The organism is Bradyrhizobium sp. 61, assembly GCF_023073075.1.
Classification (GTDB): Bacteria; Pseudomonadota; Alphaproteobacteria; order Rhizobiales; family Xanthobacteraceae; genus Bradyrhizobium; species Bradyrhizobium barranii.
Window position 1 is genome coordinate 67,171 of sequence record NZ_JADPIU010000082.1, and the last position, 22,087, is coordinate 89,257.

18 protein-coding genes are annotated in these 22,087 nt (G+C 64.8%); 16 read left to right on the plus strand and 2 right to left on the minus strand.

The window, feature by feature from the left end:
* The first annotated feature begins 29 nt into the window (after positions 1-29).
* The 7 genes from IVB46_RS31245 (at position 30) to trmB (ending at position 6,910) form a co-directional block, all read left to right on the plus strand.
* Positions 30-1,025, plus strand: a complete 996-nt coding sequence (locus IVB46_RS31245; RefSeq protein WP_071908935.1) for a PhoH family protein — start codon at positions 30-32, stop codon at positions 1,023-1,025.
* A gap of 82 nt (positions 1,026-1,107) precedes the next feature.
* Complete coding sequence (gene ybeY, locus IVB46_RS31250) at positions 1,108-1,596, plus strand: rRNA maturation RNase YbeY (RefSeq protein WP_223153827.1); 489 nt, start codon at positions 1,108-1,110, stop codon at positions 1,594-1,596.
* A 1-nt stretch (position 1,597) separates the two neighbouring features.
* Positions 1,598-2,716, plus strand: a complete 1,119-nt coding sequence (locus tag IVB46_RS31255; protein WP_063980132.1) for a hemolysin family protein — start codon at positions 1,598-1,600, stop codon at positions 2,714-2,716.
* Positions 2,713-4,326 (plus strand): apolipoprotein N-acyltransferase, encoded by a 1,614-nt coding sequence (lnt, locus tag IVB46_RS31260; RefSeq protein ID WP_247305986.1) that lies wholly within the window; start codon positions 2,713-2,715, stop codon positions 4,324-4,326. Before IVB46_RS31255 ends, lnt begins: the two co-directional genes overlap by 4 nt.
* Positions 4,327-4,545: 219 nt before the next feature.
* The gene (locus IVB46_RS31265; RefSeq protein WP_008131807.1) at positions 4,546-4,959 is read left to right on the plus strand and encodes a helix-turn-helix transcriptional regulator; all 414 of its coding nucleotides are present in this window, start codon (positions 4,546-4,548) and stop codon (positions 4,957-4,959) included.
* An 86-nt stretch (positions 4,960-5,045) separates the two neighbouring features.
* Positions 5,046-6,203 carry a M20 family metallopeptidase gene (locus tag IVB46_RS31270; protein WP_247305989.1) on the plus strand — a complete coding sequence of 386 codons (1,158 nt, stop codon included), beginning with the start codon at positions 5,046-5,048 and terminating at the stop codon, positions 6,201-6,203.
* Positions 6,200-6,910 (plus strand): tRNA (guanosine(46)-N7)-methyltransferase TrmB, encoded by a 711-nt coding sequence (gene trmB / locus IVB46_RS31275; RefSeq protein ID WP_247305993.1) that lies wholly within the window; start codon positions 6,200-6,202, stop codon positions 6,908-6,910. Before IVB46_RS31270 ends, trmB begins: the two co-directional genes overlap by 4 nt.
* Here trmB and IVB46_RS31280 read toward each other — a convergent pair.
* Entirely contained in the window at positions 6,907-7,989 is a 1,083-nt protein-coding gene (locus tag IVB46_RS31280; protein ID WP_247305996.1) for a DUF2336 domain-containing protein, read from the minus strand. The genes trmB and IVB46_RS31280 overlap by 4 nt on opposite strands.
* Before the next feature lie 383 nt (positions 7,990-8,372).
* Here IVB46_RS31280 and rimP point away from each other — a divergent pair, with 383 nt between their 5' ends.
* The 8 genes from rimP (at position 8,373) to pnp (ending at position 18,739) form a co-directional block, all read left to right on the plus strand.
* On the plus strand, positions 8,373-9,131 hold the full coding sequence (rimP, locus tag IVB46_RS31285) for a ribosome maturation factor RimP (RefSeq protein WP_063980137.1): 759 nt from the start codon (positions 8,373-8,375) through the stop codon (positions 9,129-9,131).
* A gap of 2 nt (positions 9,132-9,133) precedes the next feature.
* On the plus strand, positions 9,134-10,744 hold the full coding sequence (gene nusA / locus IVB46_RS31290) for a transcription termination factor NusA (protein ID WP_247306001.1): 1,611 nt from the start codon (positions 9,134-9,136) through the stop codon (positions 10,742-10,744).
* A 23-nt stretch (positions 10,745-10,767) separates the two neighbouring features.
* Positions 10,768-11,451, plus strand: a complete 684-nt coding sequence (locus IVB46_RS31295) for an RNA-binding protein (RefSeq protein ID WP_071908928.1) — start codon at positions 10,768-10,770, stop codon at positions 11,449-11,451.
* A 72-nt stretch (positions 11,452-11,523) separates the two neighbouring features.
* A complete protein-coding gene (infB, locus tag IVB46_RS31300) occupies positions 11,524-14,232 on the plus strand; it encodes a translation initiation factor IF-2 (RefSeq protein WP_071908927.1) in 2,709 nt (902 codons plus the stop codon).
* A gap of 156 nt (positions 14,233-14,388) precedes the next feature.
* Positions 14,389-14,820, plus strand: coding sequence for a 30S ribosome-binding factor RbfA (rbfA, locus tag IVB46_RS31305; protein ID WP_028150575.1), 432 nt, complete (start codon positions 14,389-14,391; stop codon positions 14,818-14,820).
* Complete coding sequence (gene truB, locus IVB46_RS31310) at positions 14,817-15,935, plus strand: tRNA pseudouridine(55) synthase TruB (protein ID WP_166347426.1); 1,119 nt, start codon at positions 14,817-14,819, stop codon at positions 15,933-15,935. The genes rbfA and truB overlap by 4 nt, the downstream gene beginning before the upstream one ends.
* A gap of 2 nt (positions 15,936-15,937) precedes the next feature.
* A complete protein-coding gene (gene rpsO / locus IVB46_RS31315) occupies positions 15,938-16,207 on the plus strand; it encodes a 30S ribosomal protein S15 (RefSeq protein WP_008131787.1) in 270 nt (89 codons plus the stop codon).
* A gap of 375 nt (positions 16,208-16,582) precedes the next feature.
* Positions 16,583-18,739, plus strand: coding sequence for a polyribonucleotide nucleotidyltransferase (gene pnp / locus IVB46_RS31320; protein WP_208083725.1), 2,157 nt, complete (start codon positions 16,583-16,585; stop codon positions 18,737-18,739).
* Between the two features lie 77 nt (positions 18,740-18,816).
* On the opposite strand, the gene katG is transcribed toward pnp, so the two are convergent.
* Positions 18,817-20,982 carry a catalase/peroxidase HPI gene (katG, locus tag IVB46_RS31325; RefSeq protein ID WP_247306004.1) on the minus strand — a complete coding sequence of 722 codons (2,166 nt, stop codon included), beginning with the start codon at positions 20,980-20,982 and terminating at the stop codon, positions 18,817-18,819.
* Between the two features lie 114 nt (positions 20,983-21,096).
* On the opposite strand from katG, the gene IVB46_RS31330 reads away from it, so the two are divergent.
* Positions 21,097-22,023, plus strand: a complete 927-nt coding sequence (locus IVB46_RS31330) for a hydrogen peroxide-inducible genes activator (RefSeq protein WP_028150571.1) — start codon at positions 21,097-21,099, stop codon at positions 22,021-22,023.
* Positions 22,024-22,087: the final 64 nt, after the last annotated feature.

Sequence of the window (22,087 nt, forward strand, 5' to 3'; positions counted from 1 at the left end):
TCGCTCCCAGCCGCAAATTTGACCGCGACATGCAAGTTCCGCCCGAGACCCAGGTCGTCATCGACTTCGACGACAACCGCGCCGCATCCGCGCTGGTCGGCCCCTACGGCCAGCATCTCGCCCAGATCGAGCGGCGGCTCGGCGTCGTGGTCGACTCCAAGGGCAACCACATCACCATCGGCGGCACGCGCGACGGCTGCGACGCCGCGCGCCGCGTGCTGGAGACACTCTACGCGCAGGCCGTGAAGGGGCAGGATCTCGACCAAGGCGAAGTCGAAGGCGCGATCCGCGCCGTGATCGCACAGGGCTCGCTGTTCGAATTCGACGCCAAATCGGCCAAATCCACCTTCGACAGCATCAATTTGCGCAAGCGCCCGGTGCGCGCGCGCACCGCCGCGCAGGATTCCTACATCCGCGCGCTGAAGCGCCACGAGCTGGTGTTCGGCATCGGCCCCGCCGGCACCGGCAAGACCTGGCTCGCGGTCGCGCATGCCGCGCAGCTGTTCGAGCGCAAGGAAGTCGACAAGATCATCCTGTCGCGTCCGGCGGTCGAGGCCGGCGAGCGGCTTGGCTTTTTGCCCGGCGATCTCCGCGAGAAGGTCGATCCGTATCTCCGTCCGATCTACGACGCGCTTTACGACCTCATGGACGCGCGCATCGTCGAGCGGGCGCTCCAGACCGGCGAGATCGAGATCGCGCCGCTCGCCTTCATGCGCGGCCGCACGCTGACCAACGCCGCGATCATCCTGGACGAGGCGCAGAACACTACGTCGATGCAGATGAAGATGTTCTTGACCCGTCTCGGCGAGAACAGCCGCATGATCGTGACCGGCGATCCCTCGCAGATCGACCTGCCGAACGGCCAGACTTCGGGCCTTGCGGAAGCGACGCGCCTGCTGGGCGGCGTCGAAGGTATTGCACAAGTTCATTTCAAAGCCGAGGACGTGATCCGCCACGAGCTCGTGGCACGAATCGTCTCTGCCTATGAGGGGCAGCCGCAGCGGCCGGCCACCGGTAAATCCTAGCGAGACAACAACCGGACCATACGGGCGCGGACAGGGCGTCCTTTGGTTCCGAACAGACAAGATGTCACATCCAAACCTTCCCATGACCGAGGTCCTCGTCGTTGCCGATTGCTGGCAGCGCGAGCCCGATTCCGAAGCGGTGATCCAGCGTGCGGTGGCGGCCGCCGCCGAAAGTGTCGACGAGGACGTTGCCGACGCCGAAGTGGCCGTGATGCTGACCGATGATGCCGGCATCCGCACGCTCAACAGCAACTGGCGCGGCATCGACAAGCCGACCAACGTGCTGTCGTTCCCCGCGCTCCAGCCGGAGGGCGAGTGGAAGGAAGGCGATGCGCCGCGTATGCTCGGCGACATCGCGATCGCCTACGAGACCATGCGGCGCGAGGCGGACGAGGAACAGAAGCCGTTCGATCATCATTTGAGCCATCTCGCCGTGCATGGTTTCCTGCACCTGGTCGGCTACGACCACGAGAACGATGGCGACGCGGAGGAGATGGAAGCGCTCGAACGAGAGATCCTGTCTCATCTCGGCATACCCGATCCCTATGCAGACCGCCCGGGGACGCATTGAGATGCCCGATTCCGACCCTATTCACGACAATCCGCGCAATACCGCCAATTTGCCGGTCGTGGTGACATCAGGCGAGGTGATGCGGCCGACCGCGGAAGGCTGGCTGCTGCGTGCCATTCGCACCCTGTTCGGCTGGAAGGCGGGATCGGTGCGCGACGATCTCCAGGTCGTGCTCGATGCCACGACGCCCGACGACACCGGCTTCTCGACCGTCGAGCGCACCATGTTGCGCAACATCCTCGGTCTGCACGAGCGCCGCATCGCCGACGTCATGGTGCATCGTGCCGACATCATCGCGGTGAAGCGCGACATCCCGCTCGGCGAGTTGATGGACCGCTTCGAGAGCGCCGGTCATTCGCGCCTCGTCGTCTACAACGAGACGCTGGACGACCCCGTCGGCATCGTCCACATCCGTGATCTGCTCGCTTTCATGACCGCGCGCGCACGGGTGTCCGAGGCCACGAAAACCAAGCGCAAGAAGCCGCTGCCGGCCGGCCTCGACCTGCGTACGGTCGACCTGGCGTTACCGCTGCAGGATGCGCGCATCATCCGCAAGCTGCTCTACGTGCCGCCGTCGATGCGGGCGATCGACCTGCTGGCGCAGATGCAGGCCACGCGCATTCATCTGGCGCTGGTGGTCGACGAATATGGCGGCAGCGACGGGCTGGTCTCGCTCGAGGACATCGTCGAGCAGATCGTCGGCGAGATCGACGACGAGCACGACAGCGACGAGCCGCCCTCGATCGTGCGCCTGCCCGACAACGCCTTCATCGCAGACGCCCGCGCCAGCCTCGACGACGTCCGCACGGTGATCGGCGAGGATTTCGTCACCGGCGAGGCGGGTGAGGAAGTCGAGACGCTCGGCGGCTATCTCGTGAGCTTCGTCGGGCGCCTGCCGGTGCGCGGCGAGGTGATCTCCGGCCCCGGCCATTACGAGATCGAGGTGCTCGATGCCGATCCGCGCCGCGTCAAGCGGTTGCGCATCTCGACACGGAAGGAGCGGCCCGCGCCGCGTACCCAGCGCGAGAGCCGCCGCCGCGAGGCCACGCCGGAGAGCGGTCAACCGCCTTCCAGCGACACGCCCGTCCCGCCGCCAAGCGACGGGACCGGTTCGCAGTGAGTCCGTTCCAGCGGTTTCGGCAGATTGCGCTTGCCATCATCCTCACCTGGGGATGGAAGCGTGCGCTCATCGCGATGGGATGCGGTGCGCTGTCGGTGCTGGCGCTGGCGCCATTCAATGTCTTTCCGGTGCTGTTCATCACCTTCCCGGTGCTGGTCTGGCTGATCGACGGCGCGGGCGCCGGACGATATCGCGGCGTCCCCGCCGCGGCACTGACGGGCTATTGGTTCGGGCTCGGCTATTTCGTCCCCGGCCTCTACTGGATCGGCTACGCCTTCTTCGTCGACGCCGACGTGTTCGCGTGGCTGACACCGTTCGCCGTGCTTGGCTTGCCGGCCTATCTCGCCATCTTCACCGCGATCGGATTCGCGCTGGCCCGCCTGCTCTGGACCAAGGATGCCACGCGCATCCTCGCGCTCGCCGCAAGCCTCACCATCGCCGAATGGCTGCGCGGTCACGCATTGACCGGCTTCCCCTGGAACGCGTTCGGCTATGCGCTGTCCGAGCCGCTGCCGCTGGCGCAGACGGCGTCGCTGATCGGCCTGTGGGGCATGACGTTCCTCGCGATCGCGATCTTCGCAAGTCCCGCGGCGCTGATCGACCGCACGCCTGATCGCCGCCCGGCGTGGCGTGCGCCGACCGCTGCGATTGCACTTCTGATTGTCATGAGCATCTTTGGTGCGATCCGCCTGTCGCTGCATCCGACCACAATGGTCGCAGGCGTGAAGCTGCGCCTGATGCAGCCGGACCTCCAGCAGGACGCGAAATTCAACTACGCCGCCAAGGCGGAGGTGATGAAGAAATATCTGGCGCTGTCGGACCGCGCCTCGGGGCCACAATCGACCGGCGTGCGCGATGCCACCATCCTGATCTGGCCGGAATCCGCCTTTCCGTTCTTCCTGACCCGCGAAGCCGACGCGATGGCGCAAATCGCCGAGCTGCTGCCGAAGGGCACGGTGCTGATCACGGGCTCGGTTCGCGCCCCCGACCTGCCGCGGGGCACGCCGATCACGCGCGCCTATAACTCGATCTACGTGATCGATCACGACGGCAGCGTGCTCTCGGTCTACGACAAGCTGCACCTCGTGCCGTTCGGCGAGTTCCTGCCCTACCAGGACCTCATGGAGAAGCTCGGCTTCGAGCAACTCACGCGCGTGCGCGGCGGATTCATTCCGGGCAGCGTGCGACATGCGCTATCGGTGCCCGGCGCGCCGCCCGCGCTGCCGCTGATATGTTACGAAGCAATTTTTCCAGGCGAGGTCGCCGGCCGCAATGAGCGTCCGGGCTGGATCGTGAACCTCACCAATGACGGCTGGTTCGGCATATCGACCGGTCCCTATCAGCATCTCGAGCAGGCCCGGATGCGCGCGATCGAGCTCGGATTGCCGCTGGTCCGGTCCGCCAATACCGGCGTGTCAGCGGTGATCGATCCGGTGGGACGAACCGTTGCCAGCCTCGGCCTCGGCGTCGAAGGCATTTTGGATGCAAACCTGCCCGCCGCAATTCCGCCGACCGTCTATGCGCGGGTGGGCGACGTGCCCGCAGCCATGCTCGTTGCGCTGGCCGTGTTTCTGGCGGTCCGCCGACGTGTTGCCAAACGGCACCCCTGATCACGCCTCGCGGCCGCCGCGACCGGAATCCTTTGACAACCGTAGTCCCACGGTTGACAGACTGCACGCGCCCTCCTCATTCTGCACCGGCTGCAAAAGACAGTGGGCGTTGCTAAATTTCTCCGCAATGTTTCCCAATAACAGGGTTTGATTTTGACGCTGCTGGCACCGGAGGCATTCTTGTGATTGCGCCGAAGGTGATGTTTGGAGGCTGAGGAAATGTCGAAAGCGCCCAACCCTGTTGACAAATATGTCGGCAGCCGCGTGCGTATGCGCCGCATCATGTTGGGCATGAGCCAGGAAAAGCTCGGTGAAGCTTTGGGCCTGACTTTCCAGCAGATCCAGAAGTACGAGAAGGGCACGAATCGCGTCGGCGCAAGCCGCATCCAGCAGATCGCCGAGATTCTGCAGGTGCCGGTGTCGTTCCTGTTCGAGGGCGGACCGAGCGGCGTAGCTGGCCCGGACGGCTTCGCCGAAGGCGCCTCGCCTTCCTATGTCTCGGACTTCCTCGCGACCTCCGAAGGTCTCGCTCTGACCAAGGCGTTCACCCGAATCACTGATTCGAAGATGCGCCGCTCGATCGTCGATCTCGTCGAGCAGATCGCCGCCCGCGAAGGTCCCGACAAACGCTGACGCGACGGCTCAATCCGATTTGAGACTGCGTCAAATCTGGCCTATGTCGTCATTTGCGGGCGCGTTTTTGGTGCGCGCCCTCTTCGATGATGCGGTTCAAAGGCACAGATGCGTTCATGACCAAGTCCAATTGGTTCGATTCACAAACTATTCTCGATGGCATCCGCCGCTGGGTGGAGATCGAGACGCCGACGGACACACCTGAACAGGTCAACAAGCTGATCTCCGTGGTCGCGGAGCAATACCGCGATCTGCCGGTTACGCTCGAGCGCGTCGCCGGCGTCGATGGCTGCGGCGATCATCTCGCTGCACGCTCGACCTGGGGCCAGCACCGGCCGGGCATTTTGGTGCTGAGCCACCTCGATACCGTTCATCCCATGGGATTCATCGAGCGCCTGCCGTTCAAGGTCGAGGGCGACAGCGCGTTCGGTCCCGGCATCTACGACATGAAGGGCGGCGCCTATATCGCCCATCACGCCTTTCGCGCGCTCTGCGCCGCCGGCGATCGCTCGCCGCTCGGCATCACCCATTTGTTCACCTCCGACGAGGAGATCGGCAGCCCGACCTCGCGCGCGCTGATCGAGGCGGAAGGGCGCAAGGCCAAATACGTGCTGGTGACGGAGCCCGCGCGCGACGGCGGCAAGATCGTCACCGGGCGCAAGGGCGTCGGACGATTCGAAGTATTCATCAAGGGTGTGCCCGCACATGCCGGCACGCGGCCCCAGGATGGCCGCAGCGCGATCCGCGAGCTTGCCAACGTCATCCTGGCGCTGGAAGCGATGAACGATCTGGCACGCGGCGTTACGGTGAATGTCGGCGTGGCGCGCGGCGGCACCCGCCCCAACGTCACGCCGGAAGAGGCCTTTGCCGAAGTCGATCTGCGCGTGCCGAGCTTTGCCGACGCGGAAGAGTTCGTCGGCAAGATCCTCGGGCTGACATCGAAGACGGATGGCGTCACCGTCAAGGTCACGGGCGGGCTCAACCGTCCGCCCTACGAGAAGAGCAATGCAGGCGCCTCGCTGTACGAGCATGCGAAGTCGCTTGCCACCGAGATCGGCTTCGAGCTGATTGACACCCACACCGGCGGCGGCTCGGATGGCAATTTCACCGCCGCCCACACCGCAACGCTCGATGGACTCGGCGTCGACGGCAAGGGCGCACACACCCATTATGAGCAGATCTACGTCTCGTCGCTCGAACCCCGCGCGCGGCTGCTCCATCGCCTGTACCAGACGCTGCGATGAGCGAACGAAAATCAGATCCCGATCGCGATGACAGCGAGCGCGCCTTCTTCGGTCGCCGCAAGGGCCACAAGCTCAGGCAGCACCAGGCCGAGCTGATCGATCATCTGCTGCCGCATCTTTCGCTCGACATCGCGGGTGAGAAGCCGGCGAATGCCAATGAGATCTTCGATCCCGCGGCCGACGATGTGCGGCTCGAGATCGGCTTCGGCGGCGGCGAGCATCTTGCGGCCGAGGCCCAGAACTTCACCACGACCGGCTTCATCGGCTGCGAGCCCTATGTCAACGGCATGGCAAAGATCCTCGCGCAGATCGAGGCCGCCAACATCGGCAACATCCGCCTGTTCGCGGGCGATGCCGCCGAGCTGCTGGCCTGGCTGCCGCCGGCATCGCTGTCGCGGATCGACCTGATCCATCCCGATCCCTGGCCGAAGCGGCGGCACTGGAAGCGGCGCTTCGTCCAGGACCGCACCATCGCCGCGATGGCACGCGTGCTGAAGGCGGGCGGCGAATTCCGTTTCGTGTGCGATATCGACGATTACTGCGCGTGGACGCTGATGCATCTGTCGCGGTCGACGGATTTTCAGTGGCTCGCCGAATGCGCCGATGATTTCCGGCAGCCATGGGCGGGCTACACCATGACGCGCTACGGCCGGAAGGCCACGCGCGAAGGGCGCAAGACCACATATCTGCGGTTCAGGCGGCGCTAGATCGTCTGGCGGTTGCGCCAGAATTTCACGACGCGTTCGGCCGTCGACGGCATCAGGCGCGTGAAGTTCACGCGCGCCTGCTCGAGATCGGCATCGGCCGGCGTGCGATGCGGGCCGTACCACATCAGGATCAGCGCGCGCACCGTGGGCCAGCCGAGATTGAGCACGCGCCCCAGAATGAGAATCGGATCGTAGCGGTCGCCCGCGACCAGGCGATCGAGGATCGAGAGGCGGACACCGGACATCGCCGCGAGCGAGGCGATCGATTCCTCGTATTTGAGCGCCTTGGCGAAGCCGAGCAGCGCGCTCTCGCCGAGATGACCCTCGCGATGCAAGGTCAGCACCGTGCGCTGTGCATCCGAGAAATCGCGGCGCGGCCCCGGCGGCAGCGCGGCCTCCTCGATCGCCGCCATGGCGCGCTTGATCTCGACCTGGCGCACGGGATTGACCACGCTCGAGAGGCGGCGGCGGATGACGTCGAGCGTGCCGTCGAGCAGCTGTTTCAGGTGCTCGCCCGAGAGATCGTTGCGCTGGCCGATCTTGAGCGTCAGCACGCCGTCCTGCGACGCACGCTTGATCAGCTCGGAATAGCTGCCTTGCGAGAACACCGCACCGGCATTGCCCGCGGCGCGACGCACCACGTCGCGATCGCCGCGCTCGACCAGCACGTCGGTGATGGCAGCCGACAGCGCGGGACGCTCGGTCATCGCCAGCAGATGGCCCTGGCCCTTCAGCCGCGCGATCTCGACGAGAGCGGCGTCGTCAAGCACCGGCGAGCGGCGCAGCACGGGGCCCGCCACCATGATCTCGTTTTCGCGCGCGAGCTGGCTCACCAGATGCGGCGGCGCATTGTTCAGGCGTGAGAAACGCTCGGCGAGGTCGACGCGCGAGGCGAGCTCGGCATGCGGAACGAGATCGATCAGCAGATTGTCGAAGAGATCGACGAGATCGGGACGGAGCTTCTCGGCGTCCTGGAAGAACAATTGGGCGATGGCGCGCGCGATCTCACCGCGACGCCGGGGGTCGCCGCGTTTGACGATCTCGTCCAGTCCGGGAATGAGCGACGTGGCAGCGGTCATGAAAACGCAACTCGTACAGGGCACGCCGCGGGTGCGCCCTTGGTCCAAGCCGCCCCACAATCAGGGAATTTAGGCCTGCTAGATGAAGGAAGCGTTGCGCGGGGGGCCACAGGCCGGGCGCAAAAAGCCTCGTCTTTCCCGCGATGGGCCTTGTCCGGGAGGACGGAAAGGGCTATATCAGCGCCAATTCATCTTCTCATACGATCCGCGTAGTGAGAGTGGGCCCGAAAGGACCCGCTCTTTTTTATTACCTGAGCGCGGCTTGGTGGAAGATATGCGGCCCGGCGAGCTGCCGGGATAAAGAGTTCCGAAACAGGCTCTGCAAATCCTAACCTGTTCAAGTCTTAACCAAGCCTTAACCATCGAGCGCCTTGACCCCTGATATGACCGAACCGAACACTGGTTCCACGGATGCCGAGTTGCTGGCCGAGCCGAGGCTCGTGGTCGAGCCGGGCGTGGCGGCACGTGTGTCTGCGGTCGCAGGTCCGGTGCTCGAGGGCATGGGCTACCGCCTGGTGCGGATCCGCATCTCCGGCGAGGCCGGCTGCACCGTGCAGATCATGGCCGAGCGGCCGGACGGCTCGATGCAGCTCGAGGATTGCGAAGCGATCTCGCGGGCGCTGTCGCCCGTGCTCGACGTCGCGGACCCCATCGACCGCGCTTATCGGCTGGAAATCTCCTCGCCGGGGATCGACCGTCCGCTGGTGCGCCGCTCGGATTTCGAGCGCTATTCCGGCTATCTGGTGAAGATCGACATGGCGGTCGCCCATGAGGGGCGGAAGCGGTTCCGTGGCATGCTTGGTGCCGTCGAAGGCGACCGCGTGCACCTGCATCGCGACGACGTCAAGGCGAACGATAATCCCGACGTTCTCCTGACGATGGAAGACATCGGTGAGGCACGCTTGGTGCTGACCGACGAGCTGATCGCGGAATCCATGCGCCGCGGCAAGGCCGAGGAGCGCCAGATGCGCCGCGATCTCGGCATCGAGCCGCCGGCTGCACCGCACGCGGAAATCAGTGCGAAGATCACCAAGAACACCAAGCCGCAAAAAAAGAAGCCGGCACCGACCAATACGAAGAAGCACCGCCTGGCCGCCGAACGCGCGCGGCGGGGCGAGATCGAGCCTGACGAAGGAGACTAGCCATGGCAGTCAGCGCCAATCGACTTGAATTGCTCCAGATCGCCGATGCCGTCGCGCGCGAGAAATCGATCGACCGCGGCATCGTCATCGCGGCGATGGAAGACGCCATCGCCAAGGCGGCACGGGCACGTTACGGCAGCGAGACTGACGTTCATGCCGAGATCGACCCGAAGAAGGGCGAGCTGCGGCTGTCGCGCCACATGCTGGTGGTCGAGAAGGTCGAAAATCATTCCAACCAGATCTCGCTGGTGGATGCGCAGCGCGCCAATCCCGGCGCCCAGGTCGGTGACACCATCGCCGATACGCTGCCGCCGCTGGAATATGGCCGCATCGCCGCGCAATCGGCCAAGCAGGTGATCGTGCAGAAGGTGCGCGAGGCCGAGCGCGACCGCCAATATCAGGAATTCAAGGACCGCATCGGCGACATCGTCAACGGCGTCGTCAAGCGCGTCGAATATGGCAGCGTGATCGTCGACCTCGGCCGCGGTGAAGCCATCATCCGCCGCGACGAAATGCTGCCGCGCGAAGTGTTCCGCAACGGCGACCGCGTCCGCGCCTACATCTTCGACGTCCGCCGCGAGACCCGCGGCCCGCAGATCTTCCTCTCCCGCACCCATCCGCAGTTCATGGCGAAGCTGTTCGCGCAGGAAGTGCCTGAGATCTATGACGGCATCGTCGAGATCAAGGCGGTGGCCCGCGATCCCGGCTCGCGCGCGAAAATCGGCGTGATTTCCCGCGATTCCTCGGTCGATCCGGTCGGCGCCTGCGTCGGCATGCGCGGCTCGCGCGTGCAGGCGGTGGTGAACGAGCTGCAGGGCGAGAAGATCGACATCATTCCGTGGTCGCCCGACATCGCGACCTTCGTGGTCAACGCGCTGGCGCCGGCCGAAGTCTCCAAGGTCGTCATCGACGAAGACCGCGAGCGCATCGAGGTCGTCGTGCCCGACACCAACAACCAGCTCTCGCTGGCGATCGGCCGCCGCGGCCAGAACGTGCGTCTGGCCTCGCAGCTCACCGGCTGGGACATCGATATCCTGACCGAGCAGGAGGAATCGGAGCGCCGCCAGGCCGACTTCGAGAACTCCACCCGCGTCTTCATGGAATCGCTCAATGTCGACGAGGTGGTCGGCCAATTGCTGGCGTCCGAAGGCTTCACCTCGGTCGAGGAACTCGCGATGGTGGACCTCAAGGAACTCGCCGGCATCGAAGGCTTCGACGAGGAGACCGCGCAGGAGCTCCAGAACCGTGCCCGCGAATATCTCGAGCAGCAGGAGGCCGAGATCGAGGCCAAGCGCAAGGAGCTCGGTGTCGAGGACGCCGTCAAGGACGTGCCGGGCGTCACCTCCAAGATGCTGGTCAAGTTCGGCGAGAACGACATCAAGACCGTCGAAGACCTCGCCGGCTGCGCCACTGACGACCTGGTCGGCTGGACCGAGCGCAAGGAAGGCGGCGAGCAGACCAAATATCCGGGTGCGCTCGACGGTATCGAGATCTCCCGTGACGATGCGGAAGTCATGATCATGCAGGCCCGCGTCAAGGCCGGCTGGATCACCGAAGCCGATCTCGCGAAGCCCGCCGAAGAGGCCGAGGCGACCGAAGATCAGCCGGCTTAAGGACGAAGGAGAATGTCGCCCGGATGCTCGCAGATACTGACCACGATCTCGACCATGGACCGCGGACCGAAAGGTCCGCGACCATGCGGATGTGCGCGGTCAGTCGCGAGGTCCGGCCGATCGACGAGCTGATCCGCTTCGTCATTTCGCCGCAAGGCGACATAGTTCCCGATCTCAAGCGCAAGCTGCCCGGACGCGGCATGTGGGTCACCGCCTCGCGCGAGGTGGTTGCGGAAGCCGTGCGGCGTCACCAATTTAGCAAAGCCTTCAAGCGCGAGCTGCGCACTCCCCAGACGCTTCCCGCCGACATCGAGGCGCTCCTGGTTCGGAGCGTGACGGAAGCCCTTGGGATTGCCGCCAAGGCGGGCCAGATTGTGGCCGGCTTCGGCAAGGTCGAAAGCGCCCTGCGGGAAGGCACGGCCGAGGTCCTGATCCATGCCAGCGACGGGGCCGCGGACGGAATCCGCAAATTGGACATGCTGGCACGTCAAAATGGCGGGAATCGCGGCGCCAAGCCGCAGATTCCCGTCGTCACTGCGTTGAAATCGATAGAATTGGATTTGGCACTTACCCGGTCAAATGTGATACATGCTGCCCTGCTCGCGGGCCCGGCGAGCAAGTCATTCCTGTCACGTAGCCAGATGCTGGTCCGATACCGGATGGCGGACGATGACAAGACTGCCGAAAAGCCCGGCCAGGATTTCTGAGAGACAACGACGACCCGATAGGACGGTGCGGCAACGCACAACGTTAACAAAGATCAGGATTAGGACTGCTGAATGGTTGATACCAAGACCCCTGACGACAAGAAGCTGAGCGTTCCGAGCAAGACGCTATCGCTCAAGCCGCGCGTCGAAACGGGCACTGTGCGTCAGAGCTTCAGCCATGGCCGCAGCAAGCAGGTCGTGGTCGAGAAGCGCGGCAAGCGCCGCGTCGACGGCAGCCCCGAACCGCAAGCTCCCGCGGTTGTTGCAAAGCCGGCACCGGCCGCGCCTGCTCCCGCTCCGGCACGCCCGGCTCCGCCGCGCAACGCCGGCTCCGGCGTGGTGCTGCGCACGCTGACCGAGGACGAACGTTCCGCCCGCGCCAGCGCGCTGGCCGACGCCAAGGTGCGCGAAGTCGAAGAGCGCCGCCAGGCCGAAGACGAAGCCCAGCGCCGCGCTGTCCGCGAAGCCGCCGAACGCGTCGAGCGCGAAGCCGCCGAGGCCCGCCGCAAGGCCGAGGATGAGCGTCACCGCCACGAAGAGGAAGCCAAGCGCAAGGCCGAAACCGAGGCCAAGAAGCGTTTTGGCGAAGGCGAACAGCCGGCGTCAGCCGCGCGCCCTGCAACTGCCGCCCCGGCCGCCCCCGCGCCACGTCCGGGCGCGCCCGCAGCACGCCCCGGCACCACCACGACCACGGCACGCCCGGGAACAACCACCGCGCGCCCTGGAACGACCACCGCGAGGCCGGGAGGCGGCCCGTTGGGTCGCGCTCCCGCGGTCGCAGCCGGACCGGACGAGGACGATGGTCCGCGCCAGATCCGTCGCGGTCCCGGCGGCGCCGCGCGTCCCGTGGTAGCTCCCAAACCCACCCACAAACCCGGCCCGCAGAAGGAGCGCGGTCGCCTGACGGTCGTGACCGCATTCAATGCCGACGACGTGCGCGAGCGCTCGATCGCCTCGTTCCGCCGCCGCACTCAGCGCCTGAAGGGCCATGCCGCGAACGAGCCGAAGGAAAAGCTCATCCGCGAGGTGGTCATTCCGGAAGCGATCACCATCCAGGAGCTCGCCAACCGCATGGCCGAGCGCGCGGTGGAAATCATCCGCATGCTGATGAAGCAGGGCGCGATTCACAAGATCACCGACGTGATCGACGCCGACACTGCACAGCTGATCGCCGAAGAGCTTGGTCACACCGTCAAGCGCGTTGCCGCGTCCGACGTTGAAGAAGGCCTGTTCGACGCCACCGACGATTCCACCGACACCGAGACGCGTTCGCCCGTCGTGACCGTGATGGGTCACGTCGACCACGGCAAGACCTCGCTGCTCGACGCGCTCCGCCATGCCAACGTCGTCTCCGGCGAAGCCGGCGGCATCACCCAGCATATCGGCGCCTATCAGGTGCTGTCGCCCGAAAGCGGCAAGAAGATCACCTTCATCGACACGCCCGGCCACGCCGCGTTCACCGCGATGCGCGCCCGCGGCGCCAAGGTGACCGACATCGTCGTGCTGGTGGTTGCTGCCGATGACGGCGTCATGCCGCAGACGATCGAAGCCATCAACCACGCCAAGGCGGCGCGGGTGCCGATCATCGTTGCCATCAACAAGATCGACAAGCCCGATGCGAAGCCCGAGCGCGTGCGCACCGAGCTGCTCCAGCACGAGGTGCAGGTCGAATCCTTCGGCGGCGAAGTCGTCGACGTCGAAGTGTCAGCCAAGAACAAGACCAATCTCGACAAGCTGCTCGAGATGATCGCGCTCCAGGCCGACATCCTCGACCTGAAGACCAATTCGGAGCGTCCGGCCGAAGGCACCGTGATCGAAGCCAAGCTCGATCGCGGCCGTGGCCCGGTCGCGACCGTGCTGGTCCAGCGCGGCACGCTTCGTGTCGGTGACATCATTGTCGCCGGCGCCGAGATGGGCCGCGTCCGCGCGCTGATCTCGGATCAGGGCGAGACGGTGCATGAGGCCGGTCCTTCGGTTCCGGTCGAGGTGCTCGGCTTCAACGGTCCGCCGGAGGCTGGCGATCGTCTCGCGGTGGTCGAGAACGAAGCCCGCGCCCGCCAGGTCACCAGCTATCGCGCGCACCAGAAGCGCGAGAACGCGGCTGCCTCGATCTCCGGCATGCGCGGCTCGCTCGAGCAGATGATGTCGCAATTGAAGACGGCGGGCCGCAAGGAATTCCCGCTGATCATCAAGGCCGACGTGCAGGGCTCGCTGGAAGCGATCCTCGGCTCGCTGGAGAAGCTCGGCACCGACGAAGTCGCAGCCCGCATCCTGCATGCCGGCGTCGGCGGCATCTCGGAATCGGACGTGACGCTCGCGGAAGGCTTCAACGCCGCGATCATCGGCTTCTCGGTTCGTGCCAACAAGGAGGCGGCTGCGGCCGCCAAGCGCAACGGCATCGAGATCCGCTACTACAACATCATCTACGACCTCGTGGACGACGTGAAGAAGGCGATGAGCGGCCTGCTCGCGCCGACCCTGCGCGAAACCATGCTGGGCAATGCCGCGATCCTGGAGATCTTCAACATCTCCAAGGTCGGCAAGGTCGCCGGCTGCCGCGTCACCGACGGCACCGTGGAACGCGGCGCCAATGTGCGCCTGATCCGCGACAACGTCGTCGTGCACGAAGGCAAGCTGTCGACGCTGAAGCGCTTCAAGGACGAAGTGAAGGAAGTCCAGTCCGGTCAGGAGTGCGGCATGGCCTTCGAGAACTACCACGACATGCGTGCCGGTGACGTGATCGAGTGTTATCGCGTGGAGACGATCCAGCGCTCCCTGTAAGTCCAAATCTTACCGAAGCGCCCGGATCTTTTTGAGCTGAAATTGCGGGAGTGCGATGGCCGGATTTATTCCGGCCATCCGCGCCGCATTCGTTTCAACAGGACAAATGACAATGCTCGTGTCCCAAACGCGGGCACGACGAGGTGATTTTCAACCATGCCCCGCCACCATCAGAAGAAAAGTTCCGCGCCGGGCGGCTCGCAACGCCAGTTGCGTGTCGGCGAGCAGGTTCGCCACGCGATGGCCGAGATTCTGGCGCAAGGCAATGTGCATGATGCGGACCTCGAAGGTCACATCATCACCGTGCCGGAGGTTCGGATGTCGCCCGACCTGAAGCTCGCAACGGTTTACGTGATGCCGCTCGGTGGCCGCGACACCGAGGTCATCATCGCTGCGCTCGAGCGCAACAAGAAATTCCTGCGCGGCGAAGTCGCGCGGCGCGTTAACCTGAAATTTGCACCTGACCTTCGTTTCCGCGTCGACGAACGATTCGACGAAGCGGAACGGATCGAGAAGCTTTTGCGAACACCTGCGGTGCAGAAGGACCTGGAACAGGATCCGGATTCGGATCGGGAAGAAGAGCGATGACGATGGACCCGGCTCACGGCACGATCGGCGGCGAAGAGACCGATCAGCGCGACGTGCAGAAAAATAATTTTGCGGATCTCGGCGGCGATTCCCAGCCGCATCAGGAGCCGCGCCGCGTCAACAACGATCCCCGCGCCAACAAGCAGAAGGGCAACCAGCCGCGCCGCGACCGCCGCGACGTCCATGGCTGGGTCGTGCTCGACAAGCCGATCGGCATGACCTCGACGCAAGCCGTCGCCGTGCTCAAGCGCCTGTTCAACGCCAAGCGCGCGGGACACGCCGGCACGCTCGACCCGCTCGCCTCCGGCGGCCTGCCGATCGCGCTCGGCGAGGCCACCAAGACGGTTCCCTTCGTGATGGACGGCCGCAAGCGCTACCAGTTCACCGTGTGCTGGGGCGAGGAGCGCGACACCGATGATATCGAGGGCCGGGTCACCGCGACCTCCGACCAGCGCCCGACCCGGGAGGCCATCCAGGCCCTGCTGCCCCGCTTCACCGGGGTGATCGAGCAGATCCCGCCGCGCTATTCCGCGATCAAGGTCCAGGGCGAGCGCGCCTATGACCTGGCCCGCGACGGCGAGGTCGTGGAACTGGCCCCCCGTCCGGTCGAAATTCACCATTTAACCCTTGTGGATCAACCGGATAACGACCGGGCGGTGTTCGAGGCCGAGTGCGGCAAGGGCACCTATGTCCGGGCGCTGGCCCGCGATATGGGCCGTATTCTCGGCACTTACGGCCATATCTGCGCGCTGCGGCGGACCCTGGTCGGCCCATTTGACGAGAACGACATGATTCCGCTGGATCAGTTGGAGGCTTTATGCGATAGAGCCGCGTCCGGCGAGGGCAGCCTCGCCGACGCGCTTATGCCCGTTGAGACCGCGCTGGACGACATCCCGGCACTGGCCGTCACTCGGGCTGATGCGGCAAGGCTCCATCGGGGCCAGGCCGTTTTATTGCGCGGACGGGATGCGCCCACTAGTAGCGGCACAGTCTATGTCACGGTGGCAGGCCGTCTATTGGCGCTTGCTGAAGTCGGCAACGGCGAAATCATCCCCAAGCGTGTGTTCAACCTGACCGGTCTGACTGCCAGCACCGGTCGCAACGAGAGAAATTGACGATGTCGATTGCCGCAGAACGCAAAGCGGAAGTCATCAAGACGAATGCCAACAAGGCCGGCGACACCGGCTCGCCGGAGGTTCAGGTCGCGATCCTGTCGGAACGCATCAACAACCTCACCAACCATTTCAAGACCCACGTGAAGGACAACCATTCGCGTCGTGGCCTCTTGAAGCTGGTTTCGACCCGCCGCTCGCTGCTCGACTACCTCAAGAAGAGGGACGAGGCGCGTTACAAGGCGCTGCTCGAGAAGCACAACATTCGTCGTTAAGTGTTCCTGCGCGCGCCACTGGCGCGCGTTTTCGTGCGCGGTTTCGAGCGAAAGCGTTTGTTTAAAGGTTTTTGATCGAGGCTGCGTGCGCGTCGGGTGCGAGCCGTTGACGGCTAGCACCCGGGCACGATGGGCGAGGACCGCAATCCGGTGTTCGCGTTCGTGCCGACTGACAGTCCAGCAGCAATCCGGCGGCTGGGCAGAACGGGCAAGGCGCCCGTATGACCCGAAAGGATGGACGCCATCCGAAATCCGAAAACCATGGCAGGATCGCAGGACGCTGATCGCCCGCTTCGATCAACGTCCCGCAATCTTGCGCATGGTTTTTGTTTTTCGGGCCGTCCTTCTTTCGAGAACCCATGAAAGAAGACATCTATGTTCAATAAGCATTCAGTCGAGATCGACTGGGGTGGACGCCCTCTCAAGCTTGAAACCGGCAAGATCGCGCGTCAGGCCGACGGCGCCGTCGTCGCCACCTATGGCGAGACCGTGGTGCTCGCCACTGTCGTCGCGGCGAAGGCGCCGCGCGAAGGCGTCGACTTCCTGCCGCTGACGGTCGACTACCAGGAGAAGACCTACGCAGCCGGCCGCATTCCCGGCGGCTATTTCAAGCGCGAGGGTCGTCCGACCGAGAAGGAGACGCTGGTCTCCCGCCTGATCGACCGTCCGATCCGTCCGCTGTTCGTCGACGGCTGGCGCAACGAGACCCAGGTGATCGTCACCGTGCTGTCGCACGACATGGAGAACGATCCCGATATCGTGGCGCTGGTGGCCTCATCGGCCGCGCTGACCCTGTCCGGCGCGCCCTTCAAGGGCCCGATCGGCGCAGCGCGCGTCGGCTTCGCCAACGACGAGTTCATTCTCAACCCGACGCTCGACGAGATGGTCGACACCCAGCTCGACCTCGTGGTCGCCGGCACGGCCGACGCCGTGCTGATGGTGGAATCGGAAGCCAAGGAGCTCAACGAGGACATCATGCTCGGCGCCGTGATGTTCGGTCACCGCCACTTCCAGCCGGTGATCAACGCCATCATCGAGCTCGCCGAGAAGGCCGCCAAGGAGCCGCGCGAAGTCACGGTGATCGACAATTCGGCGCTCGAGAAGGAAATGCTCGGCCTCGTCGAGCAGGAGCTGCGCGCCGCCTACGCCATTCCGGTCAAGCAGGATCGCTACGCCGCGGTCGGCAAGGTCAAGGAAAAGGTGATCGCTCACTACTTCCCTGAGGGCCAGGAGCCGAAATACGACAAGCTGCGCATCGGCGGCGTGTTCAAGGAGCTGGAAGCGAAGATCGTTCGCTGGAACATCCTCGACACCGGCAAGCGCATCGACGGCCGCGATAGCAAGACCGTGCGCAACATCATCGCCGAAGTCGGCGTGCTGCCCCGCGCCCACGGCTCGGCGCTGTTCACCCGCGGTGAGACCCAGGCGCTGGTCGTGACCACGCTCGGCACCGGCGAGGACGAGCAGTATATCGACGCGCTGTCCGGAACGTACAAAGAGACGTTCCTGCTGCACTACAACTTCCCTCCCTACTCGGTCGGTGAGACCGGTCGCCTCGGCGGTACCAAGCGCCGCGAGATCGGCCACGGCAAGCTGGCCTGGCGCGCGATCCACCCGGTGCTGCCGCCGCATCACGAGTTCCCCTACACCACGCGCGTGGTGTCGGAGATCACCGAGTCGAACGGTTCGTCCTCGATGGCTTCGGTCTGCGGCGCTTCGCTCGCGCTGATGGATGCCGGCGTGCCGTTGAAGCGGCCGACCGCTGGTATCGCGATGGGCCTGATCCTCGAAGACAAGCGCTTCGCGGTGCTCTCGGACATCCTCGGTGACGAAGATCATCTCGGCGACATGGACTTCAAGGTGGCCGGCACGGAAGCGGGCATCACCTCGCTCCAGATGGACATCAAGATCGAGGGCATCACCGAGGAGATCATGAAGGTCGCGCTCGGTCAGGCCAAGGATGGGCGTATCCACATCCTCGGCGAAATGGCCAAGGCGCTCACCAACGCCCGCGCCGAGCTCGGCGAATACGCGCCGCGCATCGAGACCTTCAAGATCGCCACCGACAAGATCCGCGAAGTGATCGGCACCGGCGGCAAGGTGATCCGCGAGATCGTCGAGAAGACCGGCGCCAAGGTCAACATCGAGGACGACGGCACCGTGAAGGTCGCTTCCAGCGACGGCGAAGCGATGAAGGCCGCGATCAAGTGGATCAAGTCGATCGCGTCCGATCCGGAAGTCGGCCAGATCTATGACGGCACCGTCGTCAAGGTGATGGAGTTCGGCGCCTTCGTGAACTTCTTCGGCTCCAAGGACGGTCTCGTCCACATCAGCCAGCTCGCTTCGGCGCGCGTGCAGAAGACCTCCGACGTCGTCAAGGAAGGCGACAAGGTCAAGGTCAAGCTGCTCGGCTTCGACGACCGCGGCAAGACCCGGCTGTCGATGAAGGTGGTCGACCAGACCACCGGCGAAGACCTCGAGGGCAAGGGCGGCGACGGCGAGAAGGCCCCGCGCGAAGCAGCCGGCGAGTAATCGCTCCGCATATCAGAAACACGAAGGGCGGCCTCTCGGCCGCCCTTTTTGTTTGTCGCTTGCTTGAAGCCCGGGGATCAGGCCGCGAGGTCGTACCGGTCAAGGTTCATCACCTTGGTCCAGGCCCTCACAAAGTCCTGCACGAACTGCTGCTTCGCGTCCGACGAGGCATAGACCTCGGCGAAGGCGCGGAGCTGCGAGTGCGCACCGAAGATCAGGTCGGCGCGCGTGCCGGTCCACTTCACCGCGTTGGTCTTGCGGTCGCGGGCCTCGTAGGTACCGTCAGTCGCCGGCGTCCACTGCGCGCTCATGTCGAGCAGGTTGATGAAGAAGTCGTTGCTCAGCGTTCCGACCTTCGAGGTCAAGACGCCGTGCTTCGAACCGTTCGCATTGGCGCCGAGCACACGCAGACCGCCGACGAGCGCGGTCAGCTCGGGACCGGACAGCTTCAACAGCTGCGCGCGATCGACAAGAGCTTCCTCCTGCTGCAGGAACTGATGCTTCTTGCCGACATAGTTGCGGAAACCATCAGCCCGCGGCTCCAGCGGAGCAAAGGACTCCGCATCGGTCTGCTCCTGCGAAGCATCCATACGGCCCGGCGTGAAGCCAACCTTCACGTCGACGCCGGCATCCTTCGCGGCCTTCTCGACCGCGGCAGAACCGCCGAGGACGATGAGGTCGGCGAGCGAAACCTTCTTCGCGCCGGATGACGCGTTGAAGTCCTTCTGGATCGCTTCGAGCTTGCCGAGAACCTTCGAGAGCTGAGCCGGCTGGTTCACCTCCCAATCCTTCTGCGGGGCCAGACGGATGCGCGCGCCGTTGGCGCCGCCGCGCTTGTCCGAGCCGCGGAACGTCGAGGCCGACGCCCAGGCGGTCGAAACCAGCTCAGAGACCGAGAGACCCGAAGCCAGGATCTTGGTCTTCAGCGCGGCGATGTCCTGATCGCTGGCCAGCTCGTGGTCGACCTTCGGAATCGGATCCTGCCAGATCAGCGTCTCCTTCGGCACCAGCGGGCCGAGATAGCGCTGGATCGGACCCATGTCGCGGTGGGTGAGCTTGAACCAGGCGCGGGCAAAGGCGTCCGCGAACTGATCCGGGTTTTCGAAGAAGCGACGCGAGATCTTCTCGTAGGCCGGATCGAGACGCAGCGAGAGGTCGGTCGTCAGCATCGTCGGCCGGTGCTTCTTCGACTTGTCGAAGGCATCAGGAATGATCGCCTCGGCACCCTTGGCGGTCCACTGATTCGCACCGCCCGGGCTCTTCGTCAGCTCCCATTCGTACTTGAACAGGTTCTCGAAGAAGTTGTTGCTCCACTTCGTCGGCGTCGTCGTCCAGGTCACCTCGATACCGCTGGTGATGGAATCGCCCGCCAGGCCCGAAGCGTGCTTGCTCTTCCAGCCGAGGCCCTGGTCCTCGAGCGCGCCCGCTTCCGGCTCCGGACCGACCAGCGACGGATCACCCGCGCCATGGGTCTTGCCGAAGGTGTGGCCGCCGGCGATCAGCGCGACGGTTTCCTCGTCGTTCATCGCCATGCGGGCGAACGTCTCGCGGATGTCCTTTGCCGCAGCGACCGGGTCAGGCTTGCCGTTCGGGCCTTCCGGATTGACGTAAATCAGGCCCATCTGCACCGCGCCGAGCGGCTCGGCGAGCTGGCGTTCGCCGCTGTAGCGCTCGTCGCCCAGCCACGTGCCTTCAGGACCCCAATAGAGCTCTTCCGGCTCCCACACGTCGGCGCGGCCGCCGGCGAAGCCGAAGGTCTTGAAGCCCATCGATTCCAGCGCGACGTTGCCGGCGAGCACCATCAGATCGGCCCAGGAGATCTTGCGGCCGTATTTCTGCTTGATCGGCCAGAGCAGACGGCGCGCCTTGTCGAGATTGGCGTTGTCGGGCCAGCTGTTCAGCGGTGCGAAACGCTGCTGACCGGCACCGGCGCCACCGCGGCCGTCCGTGGTGCGATAGGTGCCGGCGCTGTGCCAGGCCATGCGGATCATGAGGCCGCCATAGTGGCCGAAATCGGCGGGCCACCATTCCTGCGAGTCTGTCATTAGAGCCGTCAGGTCCTTGATGACGGCATTCAGGTCGAGCGACTTGAACTCCTTGGCATAGTCGAACTCCTTGCCCATCGGGTCGGACAGGGTGGAATTCTTGTGCAGCATCTCGATGCTGAGCTGGGTCGGCCACCAGTCGCGGTTCACGCGCGTGGGTTTTCCGCCCGAAAACGGGCACTTCGAAGTGTCATCCATGAATACCTCCTCTGGTGGCGTCGAACTCGCGCCTTTGACCAGGTAGAATTACTCTAGGCTTCGCATTCGATCAGGGGAAGTTGACTTTAATGATCGCTGCGATAGGATTTTCTGATGGCCAACGTGACGATGCGCCAGCTCAGATATTTCGACGCGCTGGCGCGTCACGGCCATTTCGGCCGCGCGGCGGAGGCAAGCTCGATCTCCCAGCCGGCCCTGTCGATGCAGATCAAGGAACTGGAGGAGGCGCTCGGCGGCCTGCTGCTGGAGCGCAGCGCCCGGCAGGTGGCGCTGACCCGGTTCGGCGAGGAGCTCGCACCGCGCGTCCGCGACATCCTGCGCTCGGTCGATGAGCTCGGCGATTTCGCGCGCGCCTCGCAGGACCGGTTTGCGGGCCGGCTGCGGATCGGCATGATCCCGACGATCGCGCCCTATCTCCTGCCCAAGATCACCAAGAATCTGACGCGCATGCATCCGGAGCTCGACATCCGCGTGCGCGAGACGATGACGCCGCGGCTGATCCAGGAACTGGTGGAAGGCCGGCTCGACACGGCCATCGTCGCGCTGCCGGTTTCCGAGCCTTCGCTCACCGAGGTCGCGCTGTTCGACGAAAAATTCCTGCTGGTGCGACCGGGCTCCGACGAAGGCACACCGGTGCCATCGCGCGAGATGATGCGCGAGATGCGGCTGCTGCTGCTCGAAGAGGGGCACTGCTTCCGCGATCAGGCGCTGTCGTTCTGCAACATGCAATCGGCGCCGCCGCGCGAGATGCTGGATGCGAATTCGCTGTCGACGCTGGTCCAGATGGTCAGCGCCGGAATCGGCGTCACCTTGATCCCGGAAATGGCGGTGTCGGTGGAGACGCGATCGGCCTCGGTCTCGCTGTCGCGCTTCCGCGATCCCGAGCCCTCGCGCACCATCGGCATGGTCTGGCGCAAGACCAGCCCGCTGGCGCGCCAGCTGCTCCAGATCTCCGAAGTGGTGTGCCTGTCGGCCGGCAAGGCGCGCCCGCGGCAAGCCACGCGCGGCCAGCGTGGGTAGGCGGGAATTTTCCTGAATAGCTGGGATCATTCAAGCGAGCCTCCGCGCGAGGCGGGCAGATCGA

Coding starts and splice junctions, on each gene's coding strand:
- ybeY (WP_223153827.1), top strand. CDS start 1,108: ATGACCGAGGTCCTCGTCGTTGCCGATTGCTGGCAGCGCGAGCCCGAT.
- infB (WP_071908927.1), top strand. CDS start 11,524: ATGGTTGATACCAAGACCCCTGACGACAAGAAGCTGAGCGTTCCGAGC.
- IVB46_RS31280 (WP_247305996.1), bottom strand. CDS start 7,989: ATGACCGCTGCCACGTCGCTCATTCCCGGACTGGACGAGATCGTCAAA.
- rimP (WP_063980137.1), top strand. CDS start 8,373: ATGACCGAACCGAACACTGGTTCCACGGATGCCGAGTTGCTGGCCGAG.
- IVB46_RS31295 (WP_071908928.1), top strand. CDS start 10,768: ATGCTCGCAGATACTGACCACGATCTCGACCATGGACCGCGGACCGAA.
- pnp (WP_208083725.1), top strand. CDS start 16,583: ATGTTCAATAAGCATTCAGTCGAGATCGACTGGGGTGGACGCCCTCTC.
- trmB (WP_247305993.1), top strand. CDS start 6,200: ATGAGCGAACGAAAATCAGATCCCGATCGCGATGACAGCGAGCGCGCC.
- rbfA (WP_028150575.1), top strand. CDS start 14,389: ATGCCCCGCCACCATCAGAAGAAAAGTTCCGCGCCGGGCGGCTCGCAA.
- IVB46_RS31255 (WP_063980132.1), top strand. CDS start 1,598: ATGCCCGATTCCGACCCTATTCACGACAATCCGCGCAATACCGCCAAT.
- katG (WP_247306004.1), bottom strand. CDS start 20,982: ATGGATGACACTTCGAAGTGCCCGTTTTCGGGCGGAAAACCCACGCGC.
- truB (WP_166347426.1), top strand. CDS start 14,817: ATGACGATGGACCCGGCTCACGGCACGATCGGCGGCGAAGAGACCGAT.
- IVB46_RS31330 (WP_028150571.1), top strand. CDS start 21,097: ATGGCCAACGTGACGATGCGCCAGCTCAGATATTTCGACGCGCTGGCG.
- nusA (WP_247306001.1), top strand. CDS start 9,134: ATGGCAGTCAGCGCCAATCGACTTGAATTGCTCCAGATCGCCGATGCC.
- IVB46_RS31265 (WP_008131807.1), top strand. CDS start 4,546: ATGTCGAAAGCGCCCAACCCTGTTGACAAATATGTCGGCAGCCGCGTG.
- IVB46_RS31270 (WP_247305989.1), top strand. CDS start 5,046: ATGATGCGGTTCAAAGGCACAGATGCGTTCATGACCAAGTCCAATTGG.
- rpsO (WP_008131787.1), top strand. CDS start 15,938: ATGTCGATTGCCGCAGAACGCAAAGCGGAAGTCATCAAGACGAATGCC.
- IVB46_RS31245 (WP_071908935.1), top strand. CDS start 30: ATGCAAGTTCCGCCCGAGACCCAGGTCGTCATCGACTTCGACGACAAC.